This window comes from Bacillus sp. 03113 (genome assembly GCF_006546985.1).
Lineage (GTDB): Bacteria > Bacillota > Bacilli > Bacillales > Cytobacillaceae > VATK01.
Window position 1 is genome coordinate 50,903 of record NZ_VATK01000011.1, and the last position, 23,869, is coordinate 74,771.

Genomic DNA, 23,869 nt, shown 5'->3' on the forward strand with positions numbered 1-23,869 from the left:
TGGTTTAACTAACCATCAGTGGGGGATGACTAAAACCCCTACTGATGGAAGTTTCACTTTATGTACTCTTACATAAAAAAGATGATATTTCTTTTATATGAATTGAAAAAAATGTATGATTAAACTTATTACATTTATGGATTATACTGGATATATTTGGATGGAAGGTGAAACGGGGTTGGGGTCATGAATCATGTAAAAAAATTAGTATGGTATGTTCTACCTGTGATTGTTTGTGCTGGTGTTATTTTTTCTTTTTCAGCTCAAACTTATCAAGAGCAGGATATGACACCATGGTTAAAGGACATTGGTGAACACCCAGTTGTTCATCAACTTTCAGGGGTTAAATTCGATTACGGAGGAAAGGAAATTAGTATTAAAGCATTAGGACCAGCCCATTTTGTGGAGTTTTTTATTCGCAAAGGGGCACATTTTTCTGTATATTTCATTCTTGGTTTATTAACGGCACGAGCGCTTTTAAGCTACGTTCAGTCTAAAAAGAAGGCAATTTTTGTCTCTGTTCTTTTTTGTTTTTTATATGCTTGCTCTGATGAATTTCATCAAGGATTTACAGGAGGGAGAACACCGTTATTCTCTGATGTACTTATTGACTCAGCAGGTGGATTAAGTGGAACCCTACTCTTTTTATGGGTTTTTATGAAAATAAGAACCACTCATCGTAAGCATGTCGTTCAAAAATTTGTATAAGTAATAGGTAAATACCTAATAGCATCCAGCCTGTTTTTGTTCATTTAATCGCAAAAAAATCACTTTATGCCGCGCGCATGAGGTGATTTTTTTTTGGAAGAATAGAAAAAGAAAGGTTAAATGATCGTATAAAAGAGGGGATTTTCAAGAATGGATAAATGGAATAGAAACGTCATTGTTATAGCATTATATGTGCTAATTTTCTTTTTTTCACAAGTACTTGTTCAAGCTAAAGAGGAAGCCCCATCAATTGTGAAATTAAGAATATTAGAGACGACAGATTTGCATGCAAATATGATGGATTACGACTATTATCAGGATAAATCTACTGTTGAGTATGGCTTGGCAAGGACGTCTATATTAATAAAAGAAGCGAGAGCGGAAGTGAAAAATTCGCTTCTATTCGATAATGGAGATTTTTTACAAGGGAATCCGTTAGCTGACTATATTGCGACGATTAAAGGGCTAAAGCGAAATGAAGTTCACCCAGTGATCAAAATTATGAACCTTCTTCATTATGATGCGGGGACTTTTGGAAATCACGAGTTTAATTATGGGCTGGATTTTTTTTACTTTGCCATTTCAAAAGCAAAATTTCCTTTTGTAAATGCCAATTTATATAAAGTTGATCATAATAGTAATGAGTTAGATGATCGAAATATGTTTTTACCTTATAAAATATTAAACAAAACAGTAAAGGACGAAAATGGAAAGAGAACGAAGCTGAAAGTGGGAGTGATTGGCTTTGTTACACCAGAAACCATGATATGGGAAAAAAAGCATATTGGTGGAATCATAAAGGCGAAGGATATTGTTTCAACAGCAGAAGCCTTTGTTCCAAAAATGAAGAAAGATGGTGCAGATATTATTATTGCGCTAACTCATTCTGGATTTGAAGCCTCTGCCTTGCCATATAGGATGGAAGGGAATGTTGTTTTGCCTTTAAGTAAGATCGAAGGAATTGATGCTATTTTGTTTGGGCATCGGCATGCCGTTTTTCCAAGTAAGCATGTATTTTTTAAAGGAGTAAAGGGAGTCAATCTAAAAAATGGAAGAATCAATGGAGTGGCCGCTGTTTGTGCAGGCTATTGGGGGAACAATTTAGGTGTAATTGATTTAACAATCAAAAAAGAAAAGGGTCAATGGAAAGTGATTGATTCTCACTCGGAGGCTAGACCGATTGCCAAGTCCACGACGATTGCTGGTAAAACGGTGATTTCTCCACTAGTCCATAAGATTGATCAGAAAATAGTAAATATAATTAAAAAGGTTCACGATGAAACCATTCGTTTTGTTAGAAGTACAATTGGTAAAGCTAATGAATAAAAGGTCGTTTTAATAGAATACGGCGGATGGGTGGTGAACAAAGTCATGCTTGTCGGGGTTGTGGTATTATATCATCCGAATACTCAAAAGGTTATTCAAAATATCAATAGTTATATGGATCAACTAGATAAACTTATCATTGTGGATAATTCAGAAAATATACAACATGGTGTAGTGGAATTTTATGAAAGCAATCCTTCTGTGATTTATCAGTCCTTTGGAGAAAATAAGGGAATTGCATTTGCGTTAAACAAAGGGATTGCATTTGCAAAAGAGTGTAAAGCCAGTTGGTTGTTAACGATGGATCAGGATAGTTGGTTTGCTCAAAAGGAGTTTGCGAGATATGTTCATATCGTTCAAAATATATCAAGTCGTTACTCTGATGGAGTTCTTTTTAGCCCAAGGCATAAGGTTCCTTATTTAACGAAAAAGGATGGCATTTCAAAGGTGGACAAGGTAATGACCTCTGGGAATTTAATCAAAATGGAAATGATTGATGAGATCGGGTATTTTGATGAAAAGCTTTTTATTGATTCCGTCGATCATGAATTTTGCTATCGGATCAATCGGAAAGGTTATGGCGTCTATCGAGTGAATGAGATTGAATTAGTCCATCATTTAGGGAACCTGGTCACAAAAGATTTATTCGGGACAAAGCTTTATATTACAAACCATAATTTTATCCGTTGGTACTATATTACGAGAAATTTATTATATGTTGAAAAACTGTACGCAGTAAATCAAAGAGCCTTTTACCAATTTAGCAAACAGCATTTATTTTGGTCGTGCTTAAAGATTACTTTGTATGAAAAGGAAAAACTATTAAAGTTAAAAAGCATTTTATTAGGACTCATCGATTTTAAGCGTGGTAAATTTGGAAAAAAAGAATTTAATCAAAAATAGATGTTGAAAGCGTAGCGTACAGCTATCGCTTTTTTTGCTTTGCTAAAGAATATTGTTGATAAAAGTGGGTATGTTCATAAAAGATTTTGTAAAAGATGAGGGTAAAAAGGGTTGTTAATGAATTGATTAGATCCATTCATTAATTTTAAGGATGTGTCTTATGAGTAGTATTTCTGTTGTGATTCCTACCTACAATCGCGCTCATCTTATTAAGGAATCGATTCAAAGTGTTTTGGATCAAACGATGGCTCCTTTGGAAATTATCATAGTGGATGATTTCTCAACAGACCATACAAGGGAGGTTGTTGAGTCTTTTCAGCATAAAAATGTAAAATATGTTTTGAATAGCCGGGCAAAAGGGGCCAATGGTGCAAGGAATACAGGGATTCTTCTGGCGCAAGGCGATTATATCGCTTTTCAGGATTCAGATGATATTTGGAAAGATGATAAGCTTGAAAAGCAAATGAAAATATTCGAGCAATATCCTGACATTGGAATGTGTTTTTGCTCCTTACATCTCTCTAATCGTGTTCGTCGAATCGTTCCACGAAGGAAAGTTGAAAGTGCGGAAATAGAGGATCAATTAAAAATAGCTAATTTTATTAGTACCCAAACCGTGTTTATACGAACTGAAATTGCAAAGCGTATTCTTTTTGACGAAAATTTAAAACGCTTTCAGGATTGGGACTTTTGTTTAAGAGTCTCGAAGCATTATCGAATTTATCATTTAGATGAGCCTCTTGCGATTGCAAAAGTACAGGCTGATAGCATCAGCAATAATGTAAATGAGATAGGAGCACTACAAAAAATTTTCACAAAACATCCAGAATTAAAACAAAGCGCTCTTGTTAATAAATACTTATATAACAAAGTATTGTTTTATCAGAAAAAGAACAAAGGGTTTCAGCAATTAACCTATTTCCTTAAGTATTTTATCTATATGTACATTGATAAGATTTTCCTAAGGGGACAAAAATTATAAGGAGAGGGCTTTCTTATCATTAGCCAAGGAGACATAAGATGAAAAAAGTGGATATTCTATTACCAATTTATAATTCTTATGAGGAAACGAAAAGCTGCATTCAGAGTATCCTGACTTGCTCAAATGCTGAGCTGTATCGTCTTTTTTTATTAGACGATAAAAGTTCAGACGCACGAATTGAAAAATTAACAAAATATTATCGTGACAATTACGAGCATATTCATTTAAATAGAAATGAGCAAAATCTTGGATTTCCGCAAAATGTGAATAAGGGCTTTGCGTTAAGTACGGAAGATGTCATTGTTTTAAACAGCGACACAATTGTGACGGGTGGGTGGATTGAAAAGCTTCAGGCTGCTGCTTATCGTAAGGAAGCAATTGCTGCTGTGAATCCAATGAGTAACTATGGAATTATTTCAGGACTGCCCACTAATAATAGTGAGATAAATTCTTTTTTTAACTTTGAAGAATTACATACACTGTTCGAAAAGGATAAGGAAGAGGATTGTGTGTTTTCCCCTCTATTAATTGGTTTTTGTATGTATATGAAAAGAGAGGCACTTCAGCTGATTGGGGATTTTGATGCAAAAACGTTTAAAAGAGGATATGGAGAAGAAACCGATTGGTGTATGAGAGCGCGTCAAGGAGGCTTAAAGCTTGTTGTAGCTAAGAATGTGTATGTTCATCACATTGGAGGGGTATCCTTTGGAGCTGAAAAAGAAGTGCTACGCAAAAACTCTAAACAAATTCTTTTAGAGAGATTTCCAGAAATCGATTTAGAATTAAAACATTTTATTCGGGCGAATTATTTTAAACAGATGAGATATAAAATGATGAGACAACTGAATATATTTACAAAAGATGTTCCGTTTAATGTTCGTTTAAAATGGTTTAGACATCTTTTATTAAACAAACTGTAGACGTTAAATGTATCCATTAAAAATAGGGGAGAGAAAATAGATGAAGATTTCTGTTATCGGTACGGGGTATGTAGGATTAGTTACAGGGGTATGTTTATCAGAAATGGGATATCAGGTTACTTGTATCGATATTGATAAAGAAAAGGTTAAGAAAATGAAGCAAGGAATTTCACCTATTCATGAGCCGGAACTTCAGGAATTAATGATCAGAAATTTAGATGAAGATCGTTTAGCGTTTACAGTTGATTATCAAGAAGGGCTTAGGCAAACCGATATAATATTTATTGCAGTGGGTACTCCTCAAAGAGAGGATGGCTCAGCAAATCTTCAGTATATCGATGCTGCAGCAAAATCCATTGCTCAATTTGTGACAAAAGACGTAATCATCGTCACAAAAAGCACCGTACCTGTTGGAACAAATGATTACATAAAGAGCCGTATTATAAAAAATCTTCAAGTGGCTGTACAAGTTCATATTGTTTCTTGCCCTGAATTTTTAAGGGAAGGGTCAGCTGTGAAGGACACCTTTCATGGCGACCGAATTGTAATTGGAGCAGATGATGATACTGCAGCAATGAAGGTAGAAGCACTTTATAAACCATTCAATATCCCGATTTTTCATACGGATGTTCGAAGTGCAGAGTTGATCAAATATGCCTCCAATGCTTTTTTAGCGACGAAAATTAGTTTTATTAATGAAATCTCCAATATATGCGAAAAGCTAGGGGCGAATATTGAGGATGTTGCAAAAGGAATGGGCTATGATCAACGGATTGGTCCACATTTTTTACGTGCTGGAATTGGATATGGAGGATCCTGCTTTCCAAAAGATACGAATGCGCTTGTACAAATTGCAGGTAACGTTGAGCATGATTTTGACTTGCTAAAATCAGTTATACACGTAAATAATAAGCAGCAATCTATTCTAATTCAAAAAATTACAAACAGGTTTGGAAGCTTAAAAGGAAAGCGGGTTGCTTTATTAGGCTTATCCTTTAAACCAGATACGGACGATATGCGTGAAGCACCGTCTATTCCGATTGCAAAAGCTCTCGTTCATCTTGGAGCAATTGTTTCCGCATATGATCCGATTGCAGAGGAAAATGCAAAAAAGGTGTTCCCGAAAGAAGTGATATTTTCCACGACTATCGAAGAAGCCATCCATCATGCCGATATGACACTCATTTTAACGGAGTGTAAGGAAATTAAACAATTAAACTTAAATATGTTAAAAGAAAAAATGAAAACGCCAATTCTATTTGATGGTCGTAACTGCTTTGATTTAAATAAGATGGAATCGTTCGAAATTGAGTATCATTCGATGGGGAGAAGGAGTATTATTAATTAGGTATTTAATATGAACGAAGGCTCTTATCCCTGAATCATAAGAATTACACGCTCCAATTGTATTCCCCTTTTTTTGCATTGCTTAATTCATTCATATTTTGTCAAAATAGGTTTGACACTGTGTAGTTGTAAAGATAGAATGTAATCGTTCAAGATAATTTCCAATTTTTGATGGGGATTGTTGAAAAATGCTTTTGTAGCACCGGAGGTAAATTATGTACAAGTTTACTGTTAAATATAGCGGTTACTTTAGTTCTTTTCTTTTGCCATTTATGTTGCTTGGTTTCGTATTCGTCGTTTATAGAATTTATCCTTTTGGAGACCGGTCAATCTTAATGGCAGACCAATTTACGCAGTATATTCAATTCTATAATCATTTTTATGATGTCTTTAAAGGCAATGCAAGTCTACTCTATACTTGGGAATTAGGAATGGGCTTGAATTTTTGGGGAACATTTGCTTATTACTTATCGAGCCCGATCTCTTTTGTAGTTCTCCTTTTTGATCGAGATCATTTGCCAGAAGCCTTTGTATGTATGACGATGATTAAAATTGGGTTGATGGGCTTAACGATGTATCTTTATATTTCTAATATGTTTCAATTTGAAAAAATACCAAAATTAATATTTTCCACTTTATTTGCGCTATGTTCTTTTTCGATTGGATACTTTTTCAATATTATGTGGCTTGATAGTCTCTATCTGCTTCCAGTCGTTTTGTTAGGAGTCGAATATTTATTTCGAAAAAAATATCTTGTTTTTATAATAAGCTTAGCACTCTTATTTATTTCAAATTTTTATATGGCTTACATTGTCGGGTTCTTTACCTTTCTCTATTTTGTTTATAGAAGTTATGTACATATAAAGATTTCTATGAATGTCTTTATCAAAAACTTTTTGGCATTTATTTTATGTACAGCTGTTGCAGGAGGAATTTCTGCTTTTCTTACAGTCCCAACCTATATTCTATTAAAAAGTAATACGTACCAGCCTATTCAATGGAACGGATTGTTTAAAGTGTCCTTTGGATTTTTTGAATTTATAGCGAAATTGTACAATGGCAGCACTCAATTATTTAATATGCCAAATGTTTTTAGTGGAGTAATCGTTTTGTTATTAGCTCCATTATTTTTCATTCTCTCTAGCATACATAGGAAAGAAAAAATCGTTTTATTTATTCTCTTATGTTTTCTGTTATTAAGCTTTCAATGGGATGGTTTAAATATAATTTGGCATGCTTTTGAAAAACCTACTGGTTATTTACAACGATTTGCATTCGTTTTTTCATTTTTATTGATCTATCTTTCTATTAAAGCTTATCTTTTATTTGATCGAAAAAATGTACCTTCTTTATTTAAGATATACTTAGTTCATGTATTGATCCTGATGTTGTTAACAAAGCTTACTCCAGAGCTTATGTCAGTAAGAAAAGCGCTTCTTAATATCTTTTTACTTACTGTATTTAGTCTATTGCTTTATGGAAAAGCAGAGATAGAAAAGCACAGTCGACTTTTTACAATTGGCATTCTATTCTTTGCATGTGCAGATGTAAGCATAAATACATATAGCCATCTTCAAACTTTAAATAGTAATGTTGGATATAGCTATTCAAGAAATCAATACAATATTCAAGCTCCAGGCTTTCAACAACTTATTAATGAGACTAGTTCAAAAGATAAAGATTTTTATCGGATGACTTCTCTCATTCGGTTAACACCAAATGATTCGATTCGATATGGCTTTAAAGGAATGTCGAATTTTAACACGCTTTCGAATGGTACATTACATGATTTTCTACACGCTTTAGGCTACAGCACTACGTTAGGTGCACGTTCATTAGCGCAGAATAAAGGGATTTTATCATCCGATTCTCTATTTGGATTTAAATATATGATGACAGATCAACCAGTTCAAAAGCAAGACTATAAGAAAGTGAAATGTATAGAGAATACTTGTTTATATCAAAATGAGAATGCTATGCCACTAGGCTTTTTGATGGATCCTCGACAGTTTCATTTTTCTCATGAAGATCAGCCATTTGAAAAGCAAAATCAATTATTAGGACCTATTCAGCAAAAAAGGAATTATTTTACTCCTGTGAAAATTGATTCTGTTCAATATCATAATTTAGAAGTAAATCAAGATGGAACGACACAGCATGTAAAAAAATTAATTCCTGAGCAAGAAGGATCTATTGAAATGACCTTTCAATTAGAAGGAAGAAAACAATTTTATCTTTTACTTGATGCAGGGAAGGGATTCCCTGGTTTTAATGAAACCATCGTATATATCAATGGAGAATCATTAGGCGTTTATCCTACTTATCATAATGAAAGAGTGCTAGATTTAGGAGCTTTTTCTAATGAACAAGTGAAGGTGAAAATTGAATTTTTAGTACCAGAAACTCAAATCGTCCAACAAATGTATTATGCATTGGATATACCGATGTTTGAACAACGAATTAATCAAATAAAGCAGGAATCATTTAAAGTTACAAAATGGACAGAAACCTCCATTAATGGGAAAATTAACGTGTTGAAGCGAAATCATCTATTTTTATCCATTCCATATGATAAAGGATGGGAAGCAAAAGTAGACGGTTCACCTGTACAAATAGTAAAGCTTGGTGGGTTTATCGGAATCGAAGTAGATAAGGGAGTTCATCAAGTGGAGTTATCTTATACACCAAAAGGATTTGTTGCAGGATGGGTCATAACGATATTAAGTTTATTCATTTTATTTGGATACTACTTTTTTCGGAAGAAATATGAAATTCAGAAAGACTAAAAATAATCAATCATATTAAAATAAAGAAATTAGGTGTGAGAAAGTTGAGGAAAGTTACGATACTCATTCCAGCTTATAATGAACAAGAAGTTCTTTATTCTTTGCATGACCGTTTAAATGAAGTAATAGATCAAATTAGTATGTACGATTTTGAAATCCTTTTTGTAAATGACGGCAGCACGGATGATACGCTCAGTATAATAAAGGGGATAAGAGAGTATGATAAGAGAATTTCCTATGTAGATTTATCAAGAAATTTTGGAAAAGAAACCGCCATGATTGCCGGGCTGGATTATGTAGACAGTGATGCAGTTATCATTATTGATGCGGATCTTCAAGATCCCCCTGAATTAATTCCTGAAATGATTAAGTATTGGGAAGAAGGTTATGATGACGTTTATGCCAAGCGTGAAAGCCGTGCAGGAGAAACGTGGTTAAAAAAATGGACAGCTTCTCGGTATTATAAAATTTTAGAAAAAGTGGCTGATATTCCAATTCAAAGAAATACTGGGGATTTTCGTCTATTGGATCGAAGATGTATTCATGCGTTAAGGCAACTACGGGAAACGCAAAGGTATACAAAAGGAATGTTTAGCTGGATAGGATTTAATAAAAAGGAGATTCTTTATAATCGTGATCCAAGAGCAGCTGGGACAACGAAATGGAATTATTTGAAGCTAATGAACTTGGCTATCGAGGGGATTACTTCTTTTACGATAGCACCATTGCGTTTGTCAGCTATATTTGGATTTGTTGTCTCGATCGCTGCCTTTTGCTATTTAATTGTTATTGTGGCCAAAACACTTCTTTTAGGTGAAGCAGTTCAAGGATATCCTTCTCTCATGGCTGTTATTTTGTTTTTAGGAGGAATCCAGCTTATTTCTTTAGGGATTATCGGCGAATATCTAGGAAGAGTTTTTAATGAAACGAAGAGAAGGCCACTTTATTTTGTTGATGAATATAACGGAGAAAAGATGAAAAATGAACCAACAAAGATTCATGTCGATTCATTATCGAAAGTAGGAGCAGGAAAATGAAGCAAAAAAAAGAACTAGTGCTGTATTTAGTATTTGGTGTGCTGACTACTCTTGTGAATATTATCACTTATGTGTTCGTCACGAAGCTTTTATATATCGATTATAAAATTGCTACGACTATTGCTTGGATTTTGTCTGTATTGTTTGCTTTTATTACAAATAAGCTCTTTGTTTTCAATAGTAAAGAAACGAATCTTTTCTTGTTAATCAAAGAAACGTTCCTTTTCTTTATGGCACGATTTCTTTCCTATCTATTGGATATTGGACTGATGATTCTTCTGGTCGAACAATGGCATATGAATGATATACTATCTAAGGTTGTTGTTAATGTATTAGTTGTCATCTTAAATTATGCTGCTAGTAAATATTTAATTTTTCATAAAAAGAGCGAAACTGGGAAAATATAAAGAAAGGAATGGCGAGTAGAAAAAACTCTCACCATTCCTTTCTTTATATTTCTTTTTAATTATTATTGCTTTCCTTTATTGGTTCACTTTGGAGATCTAAATGCTCACGAAGCTTGTCTGAGAGTGCTTGTCTTTCTTCATCATCGACTAGGAAATACCAAGCGTCTGTTCTCTTGTTTTCTCCTTGAATTTCTACTTTTTCAATGGTTTCAGTGGCTGGCTTGTATTCGGATTGTATATCAAGCATGTCATTGAAAGTAAGATTTGTTTTAATATTGTTCTGTAATGCATTTAAAATTTTGTTATGGTTAGCAAGTGAGGATAGAGAAACTCCCTTATCAATTACTTTACTGATGACTTCTCGCTGACGTTCTTGACGTCCGAAATCTCCTTTAGGATCCTGTTTACGCATTCTTGCATATTGAAGAGCTTGCTCTCCATTTAATGTTTGTTCACCTTCTGCAAGAGTAATACCATCGAGCTCGAAGGCGATTTTATTATTGACATCTATCCCGCCTACAGAATCGACAATGTCTTTAAAGCCTTGCATATTAATTTCAACATAGTAATCAATTGGGATATTAAGGAAATTCTCAACGGTATTAATAGACATCTCAATTCCGCCATATGCGTACGCATGGTTAATTTTACTTGTAAAGGATTCAGAAGGCTCTTCTTTATTTATGATTTTTGTACGAGTATCACGTGGAATACTCACAATCTCAGTTGATTTCTTTTTTGGATTAACCGTCATAACGAGCATAGAATCAGTCCGGCCTGCATCACCGTCTCTTTCATCTACTCCAACTAGCAAAAAGGAAAGGGGATCTTGGTTTTTAAATTGGACTTGGACTTCCCGTTTTTCCGAGGTTTTTCTTGAAATAGGAGAATGCATGTTATCGACTGCACTTGCTACATCGGTATACAGGTTATAGGCATATATTCCTGCTCCAATAATGATGATTGAAAATACAAAAAGAAAAACACGCAACCATTTTCTCTTTTTCTTTATTTTAGATCTAGTATACATTTGAGGATCCTTTCTGCTTTAAAATTGCATTAATCATAGTAGGAACTTAATTATATAAATGAAATAAATGATCATTACACTACATAAAGGCTATAACAAATAGTTACAAACTCGCCTACAAATTCTGACAAGATAATGCTATAATAACACTCTGTAAGTATTTTTAAAAGACTAGTAATGGAAATGAAATATTCAAAAAATGGATGGTTTTATATAATTTAAGAAAAGGATTGCCTTTGAATCATATGAAGGTGTGTGTGTAAAGAGATGACAAAGATTAATATTAGTATTGTAACATATAACAGCAGCCATATTTTTAAGGTTCTTGACCATCTGAGAAGTGAATTTGGAATTGATGAAAGATTTGGTTTTACGATTTTTGATAACAATTCGACTGAGGAATACAAAAAGCGCTTACGCAAATATGAGGAATTTGCTAAAATCACGTTTTATCATGAAAATAGAGGCTTTGGCTTCGGTCATAATTACAACTTGCTAAATGCCAACGAGAAATATTTTGTTATTTTCAACCCAGATATTATATTAAATAAACAAACCCTATTAGAATTATTTGACAAGATGGAAGCGGACCCTTCCATTTCTCTTCTTGTGCCTAAAATATTAAACGCAGATGGTACAACACAGCATCTCATTCGAAATCGAGTATCTGTTTTTGATTATGCATTAAGATTTATCCCTTTTAAGTTCGTGAAAAAAATATTCGATAAGCGTCTTGCATCCTACGAATGCAGAAATATTGCAGATGATCGTTTTGTAGATATCCGGATTGGTTCAGGATGCTTTATGTTTTTAAAAGGAGAAAGCTTCAAAGAAGTAAATGGTTTTGATGAGCGCTATTTTATGTATTTTGAGGATTATGATCTTTGTTTAGAATTAAAAAAGCGAAACAAAAGAATTGTATATAGTCCTTTTTCAAGTGTGATTCATTTTTATGAAAGAGGGGCTCATAAGAATTCAAACCTGTTTAAAATTTTTATGAAGTCCATGTATAAATTTTTTAACAAATGGGGCTGGCGCTTTTTTTAGATTTTACTGAGATTATTCTATTGCAGCTGATCAAAGTATTGATGCTTTTCTTCAAGATATTGTTTTTTATTATTAAGCGTATTTTGTTTATTGTGATTAGGGAGAGGATACTAAGTGAATAAGTTTGAAAAGGTGTTACTTTCGATTTTTTTTATTGAAATCTTCGTAGGTGGCGGAGGAAGGTTAATTGAGTTTGGCCCTTTGTCAATTCGACAAGTGTTGTTTTTAGTTCTTTTGATTACGTTTGCAATTCGCATTATAAAAGAAAAAGCTTTATTAAATAAAGAAGTAAACACTTTTATTCATTTTACACCGATAACGATTGGGATTTATGCTTTAATGGGCTGGTTTTTTGTTAGTGCAGTGATCGGGTTTGTTTATGGACATCCCCGGTCAGTTATTGCTATGGATTTTTTCCGGGTCTCCTTTTTTGCTCTATATTTTCCACTCGCATATTATATCGGTAAGACAAGGTTTACGAAGGAGCGCATCATTTCTATATTAAAATATAGTGCTCTTGTCGTTGCCATATTTACAATCACAATTACCTTGCTGGGTAAAACAGTATTTAGTGCTAATTTTGGCCCATTTTATGAATTTATGAACTCTATTATGACCGGGGATTTGTTTTTTAGACCGAGTAATAGTGTTTTTTACAAGAGTCACTTTTTCGTGTTAATTGGATTAATCATATCCGTTAATGCTTTATTCGGAAAGAAACACTCTAAACTAGATATATTCAACATTATTTTTGGTTCCATTTCTATTTTGTGGTCAGAAACGAGAGGTTTTTTGTTAGCCTTTATGGCTAGTATGGCTATGATTATTTTAACAGATTCGAAAATTATTGTGACTCCGGTACGCGGCTTCGTACAAAAAATGGTAAAACTGTTTCAAACGAAAAAGTTTATGAAGAAAATGGTTATTTTAATCGTTGTGATTGTATCCGTACCATTTTTGTATCGGTACATGACATTAGAACGATTTGGAAATGAGGCAGGGGTTGAGAGACCTGCAGATAATCTAAATGAAGAAAATGGTGACGCTGAAGTTAATGATGTCAGTGTAAATGCGCGCTTAGATTTTATTCTTGATTCCAAACGAATTCTTTTAGAAAATCCAGTGAATTTCATTGCGGGAACTGGCTATGGGACAGCGATTGATGGCAGATTAAACGGAATTGAGATGAGTATGCTAGATATTCTAGTAGAACAAGGATTAATTGGTTTAAGTATTTGGGCGTTCCTGTGCTTAATGGTTTTCATCAATTATTATCGAGTGGTTAAAAAGGAACAGAAGCTCGGCACGATGGAGATATCCTTAATCGCCGCTTTTATGGGAATGTTATTATTAACAAATATTAATCCATTTATTAACAATCCGATAGGGACGTGCTTTTTCTTATTGGTGTTAATCTTTTCTCAAAATAGACTGTTGGATTCAATGAAAATTGAAAAATAATGAGGCTTAAACATGAAAATTACAATGGTTGTTGTCCTTTACAAGCTAAAGATCTTCGAATGTAAAACCATAAATACTTTGCTTCAAGCATTAAGAATTGAGAAAAGACGTGCCAATGAAATAGAGCTCATTTTATATGATAACAGTCCAGAAAAACAGGCGTTTGATCCTAGTGTATATGATGGACTGCGTATTTCTTATGTTCATGATGTTCGGAATCTTGGTGTTTCGGCTGCCTATAACTATGCTTGGACAGCTGCAAAAGAAGCAGGGAGTGAATGGCTGCTCCTTTTTGACCATGATACGGATGTAACAGAAGAGTATATTCATCAGCTTATGAATATTCATGCTTCTAAAGATAAGATCGCAGCTGTCGTTCCAAAAATTTGGTATAAAGATCAAATGATATCGCCGGTTTATAGTAACTCGTTAAGACCATTAAAAGAGGATGAGCCTAAGGTAGGGATTCAGAATCATCCAGTTATGGCGATTAATTCCGGCTCACTCATTAGCATGTCCTTTTTAAATCAAATAGATGGCTTTACAAATGAATTTCCATTGGATTATTTAGATCACTGGTTATTTTATGAAATATACGCAAAAGGCTTTAAAGTATTTGTTTTGAGTGCTACATTAAAGCATGAATTGTCTGTAATGGATTATAACCAAGTTTCCTTTGCTCGATATAAAAGCATCTTAAATTCAGAAATTCTTTTTTATAAAAAGTATAAAAACGAATTATTGAATGCATTTCGAAAACAACTCATGAAACGCATTGGAAAACAGCTCTTGGTCGTGAAAAATAAAAAGATTGCACTTTATACGATCAAAAAACTTTTTACCATGTAGAAAGGATTATGTATTAATGAAGTTATCCGTTTGTATGGCTACCTATAATGGTGCGCAACTTGTTGCTCGGCAGCTAGATTCTGTTTTAAAGCAGCTAAATGAAAATGATCAGGTTGTGATTGTTGACGATGGTTCAAAGGATGGGACTCCTGCTCTATTGAAAGAGCGATATGGTGAACGAGTAGAGGTTTATGTAAATGAGCAAAATATAGGTGTTATCCAAAGCTTTGAAAAAGCGATTCAGCTTGCAGAGGGAGATATCATCTTTCTTTGTGACCAAGATGATATATGGGAAGATAATAAAGTCGAGAAGGTTCTAGATGCATTTAAGAAGCAGGATGCGATGTTGGTTGCTCATGATGCATACGTTGTCGATAAAGAAGAGAAGATTCTTCATCATTCTTGGAATGAGTATAATCATAATAAAAAGCAAGGATTTATTGGAAATATCATAGCTAATTCCTTTACGGGCTGCTGCATGGCGTTTAAGAGGGAATTAGTGTCCAGCTTCCTTCCTTTTCCTGTAACTATTGAGATGCATGATCAGTGGATCGCTTTAGTGTGCATGATGAAAAAGAAGAAGATTGTCTACATTGATGAGCCATTAATGAAGTACGTTCGGCATGGGAACAATGTTACTGCTGTAAAAAAACGGTCCCTTTCAGAAAAGCTGAGGGGTAGAATTGGAACGATAACAGCGGTTGCACGCTATAAAAATTAGACGATAGTGTTACTTAGGGACGGGCACTCTATATCATATTTTGTAATAGAGACTTAATATAAACGTTGAGATACCCGTTTCTTGTTAGTATATAATGAGGGAGGAAGATGGAGGTTTTTGTTGCTTTTCAATAAAAAGCTCTTCCTCTTTTCTCAATTATACAAAGTTTTTTAAAAAATAGGAGTTGATTAGAAGTTGAAAGGGATTATTCTTGCGGGGGGCAGCGGAACTCGCTTATACCCGTTAACGAAAGTAGTATCTAAGCAATTATTACCTGTTTACGATAAACCAATGATCTATTATCCTCTGTCAGTCTTAATGCTTGCCGGTATTAAGGATATATTAATTATTTCAACACCACAGGATATCGGAAGATTTGAACAAATTTTAGGTAATGGGTCTGATTTTGGTGTGCACTTTTCATACGAGGTACAGCCTGATCCAGGCGGTTTAGCGCAAGCCTTCTTAATTGGTGAGGAATTTATTGGAGATGATCATGTTGCGCTTGTTTTAGGCGACAACATTTTCTATGGTCATGGATTAACGAATCTTTTACATAATGCTGGAAATCGCGAATCAGGTGCGACTGTGTTTGGTTATTATGTCAACGATCCAGAACGATTCGGTGTTGTTGAGTTTGATGACAACGGTAAAGCTATATCGATTGAAGAAAAGCCTGAAGAGCCTAAATCAAATTACGCTGTTACGGGGCTCTATTTTTACGACAATCGTGTAGTTGAAATTGCGAAAAACATACAGCCATCTGCACGTGGGGAACTAGAAATCACAGATATTAATAAAGCGTATCTAGAAATGGAAGAATTAAATGTAGAACTGCTTGGTCGTGGTTATGCATGGCTTGATACAGGAACACATGAATCTCTTTTAGAAGCATCTCAATTTATTGAAACGATTGAAAAACGACAAACGTTAAAAATCGCTTGCCTTGAAGAAATTGCTTATAAAATGGGCTATATCACAAAGGAAAAGCTTTTAGAGCTTGCTGAACCTTTGAAAAAGAATCAATACGGTCAATATTTAATAAAAATAGCAAATCAAGCGAAGTAATGTTGAAATGAGGAATCGAAATGAACATTATTAAAACGAAACTGCCTGGTGTCAGTATTTTAGAACCAAAGGTTTTTGGGGATCACCGCGGTTATTTTATGGAAAGCTACAATAAAGAAGTATTTGATCAATTAGGACTCAACTATGAATTTATTCAGGACAATCAGTCTTTATCAAGTCAGGTTGGTACGTTAAGAGGTCTGCACTTTCAGCTGAATCCAAAAGCACAAACGAAGATCGTACGCTGCGTGACAGGGGCTATCTATGATGTTGCAGTTGATATTCGTAAAGGATCACCAACATATGGTCAATGGGTCGGTGTGATTTTAAGCGAGCATAATAAACGACAGCTTGTTGTACCGAAAGGCTTTGCACACGGTTTTTGTACAATTGTTCCTGACACAACGGTTGCATACAAGGTAGATCAATATTATTCTCCAGAGTGTGATGGAGGAATTCTATGGAATGATCCGGCCTTAAATATTGATTGGCCGACGACAAATCCAATCCTTTCTGATAAGGACACGAAGCATCCGACTTTAGCAGAAGCAACCCATTTAAATTTTATTTATGAAGAATAGGAGAAGTAAAATGAAATTATTAGTAACAGGCGGCGCTGGTTTTATAGGCAGTAACTTTGTACGCTATATGGTGAAGAAATATCCAGAGTATCAAATTGTAAACTTAGATTTGCTTACGTATGCAGGAAATTTAGAGAATCTAAAGGATATAGAACAAGCACCTAACTATCAGTTTGTGAAAGGTGATATTGCTGATCGTGATTTTATCAACGCATTATTTGAAAAAGAAAAGTTTGACTATGTATTAAATTTTGCAGCAGAATCGCATGTGGATAGAAGTATTACAAATCCTGATATTTTTATTGAAACGAATGTAAAAGGAACTCAAATTCTATTAGATGCTGCGAAAAATATTGAGGTAAAAAAATATTTGCAAGTATCGACGGATGAAGTATATGGTACATTAGGCGAAACAGGCTATTTTTCAGAAACAACGCCTTTAGCTGCTAATAGTCCGTATAGTGCAAGTAAAGCTGGGGCAGATTTACTCGTTCGTGCTTACCATGAAACGTTTGATTTGCCAGTAAATATTACACGCTGCTCAAATAACTATGGACCATACCATTTCCCTGAGAAATTAATACCATTAATGATTATTAATGCATTAAAGGATAAGGATCTTCCGGTATATGGTGATGGTTTAAACGTTCGTGACTGGCTTCATGTTGAAGACCATTGTCAAGCGATTGATTTAGTTCTTCACAAAGGGCGCAATGGCGAGGTTTATAACGTAGGAGGAAACAACGAACGTACAAATCTTGAAATTGTTAAAACAATTCTAGAACAGCTAGGTAAGCCTGAATCATTAATTAAGCATGTAAAAGATCGTCTTGGCCATGATCGCCGCTATGCGATTGATGCAACAAAGCTTCGAACAGAGCTTGGCTGGAATCCAAAATATACATTTGATACAGGCATTAAACAAACCATTCAATGGTATTTAGATAACCAAGAATGGTGGGAAAGCATCATCTCTGGTGAATATCAAGAGTATTTCAAGAATCAATACGGTGACAGTTTAGAGGTAGAATAATGAAGATTGTCGTTACTGGAGTAAATGGACAATTAGGTCATGATGTCGTCAAAGAATTGTTGAAAAAGAATCATGTCGTTATTGGAACAGACCGAAATACACTCGATATATCAAATGAAGAAAATGTACAGGCTTATATCGAGGAAATAAAGCCTGATGCGGTTGTTCATTGCGCAGCATATACCAATGTAGATGCTGCAGAAGAGGATCAAGATACGGCTTATCGTGTCAATACACTCGGAGCAAAATACCTCGCTCAAGCAGCCAAAAAAATCGGAAGTAAAATGGTATTAGTAAGTACCGATTATGTATTTGATGGAACAGAAAGACAGCCTTATGAAGTCGATCATCCAACAAAGCCTCTTGGTGTTTATGGTTCTACGAAGCTCGCTGGCGAAGAAGAGCTTAAAAAGAACTTAGAAGCGTATTTTATTGTGAGAACAGCTTGGGTGTTTGGAATAAATGGGAACAATTTCGTGAACACGATGCTTCGTTTAGGGAAGGAAAGAGGAGAACTTGGAGTCGTTCATGACCAAATAGGTTCACCGACTTATACGGTTGATCTAGCAAGTTTTATTGCAGAGCTAGTGGAATCTGATCAGTATGGCGTTTACCATGCGACTAATAGTGGAGTGTGTTCTTGGTATGAGTTTGCGGTTGAAATTTTCAAGCAAGCAGGCTTAGAAGTAAAAGTAAACCAATTGACATCTGACCAATTTCCTCGTCCAGCAGAGCGTCCTAAATATTCGGTGCTAAGCAAGAAAAAAATTATTGAACAAGGCTTTACTCCCTTAAGAGATTGGAAGGAAGCTTTATCAGCTTATTTAGATGAAAAAAGATTATATGAATAATTGTAAGCTTTGATGCGTGTGAAAGGGTGATCTTGGCGACGAGCATTTCTAAGGGTTTTTATCCTAAGAGAAAGTGCAGACGTCCAAGGTCCCCTTTTTTATTTTTAATGAAGGCTCTAATTGCTTAAAAAAATTTAGTTCTTAATTTTGAAGAAACTTTTTTCTACAAATTCCGTCTATTATTGTATAGGCATTATTCATAGTGGAAATAAACTATGATTCTATTAAAATTTTGATAGAAATCATAGAGAGTGATTCTTTTTACTCATAGAATATGTTTTCTAATTGCAGTAAAATGAATGATGGAAAAAGTAAGAATGATCATTCGCTATAAAAATACGATTTTCAATAAATAGAAATGACAGGTTATGACATGAAAATTGTGTTTCTCCTAAAAGGTCTATGATATAATCTTCTAGGAGTAATTTGCACGAAAGATTCCATTTTTATTCATGTTAGAAAAATAAATAAATTTTTAAAAAACTGGCGAAGATAATAGCATGGAGGGGCTGTATGTTATATTTAACTTTGATCTTATGTTTGTTGGCATCAATACTCCTTACACCTTTAGTGAAGCAGTTAGCCTTTAAAATAGGCGCAACAGATAAACCGAATCAACGAAAGGTTCATCAAAAAATTATGCCACGTCTAGGTGGTTTAGCGATATATTTAAGCTTTCTCATTGGGATCCTAATTATACAACCAATTGAGGAAGTTCATCTCCCGATCGTGATTGGGAGTGCGATTATCATTTTAACTGGGATTGTGGATGATATCAAAGAGCTTTCCCCAAAAATAAAGCTGCTTGGTCAAATCGTTGCTGCTTTTATAGTGGTTGTAATCGGTGGAATGAATGTTGAATTCATTAATTTACCGTTTGGTGGAAAAATCGACTTTGGGTTTTTAAGTATTCCGTTCACCATGATTTGGATTATTGGGATTACGAACGCCATTAATTTAATTGATGGGCTTGATGGTTTAGCATCTGGTGTTTCAACGATAGCTTTATTTTCCATCGCTGGCATGGCTGCTTTATTTGGCAACCCATATGTTGTTGTGATAGCGCTAATTGTAGCATTTTCTACCTTAGGCTTTCTTGTATTCAACTTTCATCCAGCTAAAATATTTATGGGTGATTCTGGTGCGTTATTCCTTGGATATATCATTGCGGTCCTATCCATACTTGGTTTCAAAAACGTAACGTTTATTTCCTTGGTAATTCCAGTGATTATTTTGGGAGTGCCTATTTCCGACACATTCTTTGCCATCATTCGAAGAGTCGTGAATAAGCAATCAATATCAGCTCCTGATAAATCACATCTGCATCATTGCTTATTAAGAATCGGATATTCTCATAAGCAAACCGTATTGCTTATTTATGCAATGAGTGCCATATTCTCATTAGCAGCGTTTATTTTCTCTTTATCAACCGTTTGGGGATCTCTGATCATGCTGTTTTCCATGATCATAACGATTGAAATCTTTGTTGAAAAAATAGGATTAGTCAGAGAAGATTATAAACCATTGCTTAAGTTTTTAAAGATTCTTAAACCTGCTCATAATAGAAATAAAGCGTAATAAAAGAAGGTGTTTCAGAACAGAGTGCCATGCACTTTGTCTTGAAACACCTTTTTATTTTAATGCCGAGGAATTTCTAGTTTACTTCTTCTTCTAAGTATAGCTCTTCTCCTTCTGTTATTTCAGCACGTCCATTTGTGAGCTCGGTCATCCAATTGCTAAAATGTTCGATTTGGCCTTCTTCTACAAATGTTTCAACTTCTACTAAATCCAGATAATGAATTTCCTTGAGCTGATAAACAGACGAACGGAGTTCATTCTCGATTTTTCCTAGCCACGTATAGTCGATTTTTGTATGAATCACCTTCATCAGCTTTCTTTCTACTACACCAGCTGCTACAATGCCCTCAGAGGTCGCTTTGCTATACGCACGAATTAATCCACCTGCACCTAACTTAATTCCTCCAAAATATCTTGTAATAACGACAACGGTGTCCTTCAAATGTCTTTTCTTCAGTACTTCTAAAATCGGAACTCCAGCTGTCCCGCTCGGCTCCCCATCATCATTTGCTTTTTGAATTTGGTCATTTTCTCCTATTAAATAAGCTGAACAATTATGAGTAGCATTCCAATGCTTTTTTTTGATTGTTTGAATAAATTCTATTGCCTCTTCCTCTGTTTCTGCTCTTGAAACAAAGGCGATAAATCTCGATTTTTGTATGACGATTTCATGTTCGCCATAGTCTTTTACTGTATAATAGCATGCTAACATAGGATAACTCCTTTCTATTGCCCATGGCTTCTTTCTAAATCATATACTTTATTTAGAAGCTTTTTGGCACTCATTTTCGAAAAATTCCATCTATTATAATAGGGGAATTATGCTATAATAAATAGAAATATTTTCCTTATATGTAATTATTAACAGAAAAAATATTCCATTAAATCCAATTATAGGATTGGTTTTTTAAAATTATTGACTAACAACTAAAATCTATTATAATTCGACAGGCATCTTCATTCAAATTATAAAGAGAATGTAATCAAACTTTAATATTGATGGATTTCTCTCATGTTATAATAAACATTATTCATCTAATTAAAGTATTCTAATATAATAACTGCCAATAAATGAGAATAACTTCGATTTATATATAATAGTTATTTAGACCTATAAGAGGAAGAATGTACTAAGTCTATTGATCGAATTTTGTTATTTTTTGAATAGTTTTCGTACATATTTTTTATTTTTCACGCTAAAATAGTGTCAGACACAGGAAGGGTTTTCATACCCTTTGGAGGAATATAATACATGGCGAAAAAGAAGTTAGATACGAAAACTTTAGATATGATCCTCGAAAAAATTGTAGACACGGTTGGAAATAGTAAAGATGAAATTTTTCAAATTGGAGAACAGTGTAGACAGGACTATGAATCTTTGACTCAAGAACTGAAAGAAATTAAGGAAATGGTTGTACAGACGATTGAAGAGGGCGATCAACTTGATATTCTGGCTAGGACTTCAAGAAAGCGGTTATCAGAAGTCAGTAAGCATTTTAAAGCTTTCACAGAAACTGAGGTTCACGAAGCATACGAAAAAGCTCATCAATTACAAATAGATCTTTCGATCAAACGGGAAATAGAAAAGCAGCTTCGTAATCGAAGGGATGATATTGAAAGAAGATTGCTCGGTTTAACAGAAACGATTGAACGTGCCGATTCTCTTATCTCTCAAATATCCGTCATTTTGAAGTATTTAATGAGTGACTTGAGGATGGTAGGTGAAGTTCTTGAGGATGCAAAAATAAAGCAGGATTTTAGCTTGAAAATTATAGAGGCACAGGAAGAAGAACGAAAACGATTATCACGTGAAATCCATGATGGTCCTGCACAAATGATGGCAAATGTGATGATGCGCTCGGATTTAATTGAGCGTATTTATAGAGAACAAGGAGCAGATGAAGCGATTAATGAAATAAGAAGCTTAAAGCAAATGGTTCGAAGCGCCTTGTATGAGGTTAGACATATTATCTATGATTTAAGGCCAATGGCTCTTGATGATTTAGGTCTCGTGCCAACCCTCAAAAAATACTTAAAAACAACCGAAGAATATCATAATAAAACAGAAATACATTTTATCAACATTGGAGAGGAAAGAAGGCTTCCTACAAAATATGAAGTAGCATTGTTCCGCCTCATTCAAGAGTCGGTACAAAATGCCTTGAAGCATGCATGCGCACAAATCATTACAGTGAAATTGGAGATTATAAAAGACAAGATTACTGTTGTTATTAAAGATAATGGAAAAGGGTTCGATGTAAATAAAAAGAAATCAGAATCCTTCGGGATCATTGGGATGAAGGAGAGAGTAGAGCTTTTGGAAGGAAATCTTTCTATTGACTCAAAGCTTGGCACAGGTACTACCGTTTTCATTAGTGTACCTTTAAGTCATTCGTAAGTGAATTGATATTAGAATTTTTAAGGCATCAGTTAGAAGTTTAAAGAATTATTTTTTAGTTTGTTTGGCTTTAAACTATTGAAGAATATGAATGCTTAAGTTTTTTTACTTGAGTGGGAGGGGTAAGAAAGTTGATTACGAAAATTGTTATTATTGATGATCATCAATTATTTAGAGAAGGGGTAAAACGCATTTTAGATTTTGAAAAATCGTTTGAGGTTGTTGCAGAAGGAGAGGACGGCACAGAAGTCGTCGATCTAGTGGAAAAATATAAGCCAAACGTTATTATCATGGATATTAATATGCCGACGATGAATGGAGTTGAGGCGACAAGACAGCTTATGCAAAAATACCCAGATTCAAAGGTCATCATTTTGTCCATTCATGATGATGAAAATTATGTCACTCATGCGCTTAAAACTGGAGCTAGCGGCTATCTTTTAAAGGAAATGGATGCAGATGCTCTAATTGAAGCAGTTAAGGTGGTAGCTGATGGTGGTTCTTACCTACATCCAAAGGTAACCCATAATCTTGTTAATGAGTATCGTCGTTTAGTTTCTGAAGAATCACTAACTGAACATAGTTCCTTCCATCATGTAGAGATTAGAAGACCATTGCATTTATTAACTCGCAGAGAGTGTGAAGTCTTGCAGCTTTTGGCTGATGGAAAAAGCAATCGCGGGATTGGCGAAGCTTTATTTATAAGTGAGAAAACTGTCAAAAACCATGTGAGCAATATCTTGCAAAAAATGAATGTCAATGACCGTACTCAAGCAGTTGTCGTTGCCATTAAAAATGGATGGGTAGAAGTTCGGTAGCTGAGAGGTGCTGAAAAC

22 protein-coding genes are annotated in these 23,869 nt (G+C 34.5%); 20 read left to right on the forward strand and 2 right to left on the reverse strand.

Going from position 1 to position 23,869, the window contains the following annotated elements:
- Positions 1-186: 186 nt before the first annotated feature.
- The 9 genes from FDO66_RS11965 (at position 187) to FDO66_RS12005 (ending at position 10,416) form a co-directional block, all read left to right on the forward strand.
- Positions 187-708: a VanZ family protein gene (locus FDO66_RS11965; protein ID WP_141432886.1), complete on the forward strand. Its 522-nt coding sequence runs from the start codon at positions 187-189 to the stop codon at positions 706-708.
- A 150-nt stretch (positions 709-858) separates the two neighbouring features.
- Positions 859-2,034, forward strand: a complete 1,176-nt coding sequence (locus tag FDO66_RS11970) for a metallophosphoesterase (protein WP_141432887.1) — start codon at positions 859-861, stop codon at positions 2,032-2,034.
- 33 nt (positions 2,035-2,067) lie between these two features.
- Positions 2,068-2,937: a glycosyltransferase family 2 protein gene (locus tag FDO66_RS11975; protein ID WP_141432888.1), complete on the forward strand. Its 870-nt coding sequence runs from the start codon at positions 2,068-2,070 to the stop codon at positions 2,935-2,937.
- Positions 2,938-3,097: 160 nt separating this feature from the next.
- A complete protein-coding gene (locus FDO66_RS11980) occupies positions 3,098-3,919 on the forward strand; it encodes a glycosyltransferase family 2 protein (RefSeq protein ID WP_181444551.1) in 822 nt (273 codons plus the stop codon).
- Positions 3,920-3,957: 38 nt separating this feature from the next.
- The gene (locus FDO66_RS11985; RefSeq protein WP_141432890.1) at positions 3,958-4,839 is read left to right on the forward strand and encodes a glycosyltransferase family 2 protein; all 882 of its coding nucleotides are present in this window, start codon (positions 3,958-3,960) and stop codon (positions 4,837-4,839) included.
- Positions 4,840-4,879: 40 nt separating this feature from the next.
- A complete protein-coding gene (locus FDO66_RS11990) occupies positions 4,880-6,187 on the forward strand; it encodes a UDP-glucose dehydrogenase family protein (RefSeq protein WP_141432891.1) in 1,308 nt (435 codons plus the stop codon).
- A 214-nt stretch (positions 6,188-6,401) separates the two neighbouring features.
- On the forward strand, positions 6,402-8,972 hold the full coding sequence (locus tag FDO66_RS11995) for a YfhO family protein (RefSeq protein WP_141432892.1): 2,571 nt from the start codon (positions 6,402-6,404) through the stop codon (positions 8,970-8,972).
- 44 nt (positions 8,973-9,016) lie between these two features.
- Positions 9,017-10,009, forward strand: a complete 993-nt coding sequence (locus tag FDO66_RS12000; protein ID WP_141432893.1) for a glycosyltransferase family 2 protein — start codon at positions 9,017-9,019, stop codon at positions 10,007-10,009.
- The gene (locus FDO66_RS12005; RefSeq protein WP_141432894.1) at positions 10,006-10,416 is read left to right on the forward strand and encodes a GtrA family protein; all 411 of its coding nucleotides are present in this window, start codon (positions 10,006-10,008) and stop codon (positions 10,414-10,416) included. The genes FDO66_RS12000 and FDO66_RS12005 overlap by 4 nt, the downstream gene beginning before the upstream one ends.
- Positions 10,417-10,471: 55 nt before the next feature.
- Here the strand turns inward: FDO66_RS12005 and FDO66_RS12010 are convergent, their stop codons facing one another.
- Positions 10,472-11,407 (reverse strand): LCP family glycopolymer transferase, encoded by a 936-nt coding sequence (locus FDO66_RS12010; protein WP_258535715.1) that lies wholly within the window; start codon positions 11,405-11,407, stop codon positions 10,472-10,474.
- Positions 11,408-11,713: 306 nt separating this feature from the next.
- Here FDO66_RS12010 and FDO66_RS12015 point away from each other — a divergent pair, with 306 nt between their 5' ends.
- From FDO66_RS12015 to FDO66_RS12055, 9 genes are all read left to right on the forward strand, one after another.
- Positions 11,714-12,493, forward strand: coding sequence for a glycosyltransferase family 2 protein (locus FDO66_RS12015; RefSeq protein ID WP_141432896.1), 780 nt, complete (start codon positions 11,714-11,716; stop codon positions 12,491-12,493).
- Between the two features lie 114 nt (positions 12,494-12,607).
- On the forward strand, positions 12,608-13,954 hold the full coding sequence (locus tag FDO66_RS12020) for a hypothetical protein (RefSeq protein WP_141432897.1): 1,347 nt from the start codon (positions 12,608-12,610) through the stop codon (positions 13,952-13,954).
- A gap of 12 nt (positions 13,955-13,966) precedes the next feature.
- Complete coding sequence (locus tag FDO66_RS12025) at positions 13,967-14,803, forward strand: glycosyltransferase (protein ID WP_141432898.1); 837 nt, start codon at positions 13,967-13,969, stop codon at positions 14,801-14,803.
- A gap of 34 nt (positions 14,804-14,837) precedes the next feature.
- The gene (locus FDO66_RS12030) at positions 14,838-15,524 is read left to right on the forward strand and encodes a glycosyltransferase family 2 protein (protein WP_141433022.1); all 687 of its coding nucleotides are present in this window, start codon (positions 14,838-14,840) and stop codon (positions 15,522-15,524) included.
- A gap of 195 nt (positions 15,525-15,719) precedes the next feature.
- The gene (rfbA, locus tag FDO66_RS12035) at positions 15,720-16,592 is read left to right on the forward strand and encodes a glucose-1-phosphate thymidylyltransferase RfbA (RefSeq protein ID WP_141432899.1); all 873 of its coding nucleotides are present in this window, start codon (positions 15,720-15,722) and stop codon (positions 16,590-16,592) included.
- Positions 16,593-16,612: 20 nt separating this feature from the next.
- Positions 16,613-17,173 (forward strand): dTDP-4-dehydrorhamnose 3,5-epimerase, encoded by a 561-nt coding sequence (rfbC, locus tag FDO66_RS12040; protein WP_141432900.1) that lies wholly within the window; start codon positions 16,613-16,615, stop codon positions 17,171-17,173.
- A gap of 10 nt (positions 17,174-17,183) precedes the next feature.
- On the forward strand, positions 17,184-18,206 hold the full coding sequence (gene rfbB, locus FDO66_RS12045; protein ID WP_141432901.1) for a dTDP-glucose 4,6-dehydratase: 1,023 nt from the start codon (positions 17,184-17,186) through the stop codon (positions 18,204-18,206).
- Positions 18,206-19,057: a dTDP-4-dehydrorhamnose reductase gene (gene rfbD / locus FDO66_RS12050; protein WP_141432902.1), complete on the forward strand. Its 852-nt coding sequence runs from the start codon at positions 18,206-18,208 to the stop codon at positions 19,055-19,057. The genes rfbB and rfbD overlap by 1 nt, the downstream gene beginning before the upstream one ends.
- Positions 19,058-19,570: 513 nt before the next feature.
- A complete protein-coding gene (locus tag FDO66_RS12055) occupies positions 19,571-20,635 on the forward strand; it encodes a glycosyltransferase family 4 protein (RefSeq protein ID WP_141432903.1) in 1,065 nt (354 codons plus the stop codon).
- 76 nt (positions 20,636-20,711) lie between these two features.
- On the opposite strand, the gene FDO66_RS12060 is transcribed toward FDO66_RS12055, so the two are convergent.
- Positions 20,712-21,347, reverse strand: a complete 636-nt coding sequence (locus tag FDO66_RS12060; protein WP_141432904.1) for a YigZ family protein — start codon at positions 21,345-21,347, stop codon at positions 20,712-20,714.
- Positions 21,348-21,887: 540 nt separating this feature from the next.
- On the opposite strand from FDO66_RS12060, the gene FDO66_RS12065 reads away from it, so the two are divergent.
- Both FDO66_RS12065 and FDO66_RS12070 read left to right on the forward strand, forming a co-directional pair.
- Positions 21,888-23,033, forward strand: coding sequence for a sensor histidine kinase (locus FDO66_RS12065; RefSeq protein WP_141432905.1), 1,146 nt, complete (start codon positions 21,888-21,890; stop codon positions 23,031-23,033).
- A gap of 134 nt (positions 23,034-23,167) precedes the next feature.
- Positions 23,168-23,851: a response regulator gene (locus tag FDO66_RS12070; RefSeq protein WP_141433023.1), complete on the forward strand. Its 684-nt coding sequence runs from the start codon at positions 23,168-23,170 to the stop codon at positions 23,849-23,851.
- The last annotated feature ends 18 nt before the right edge of the window (positions 23,852-23,869 follow it).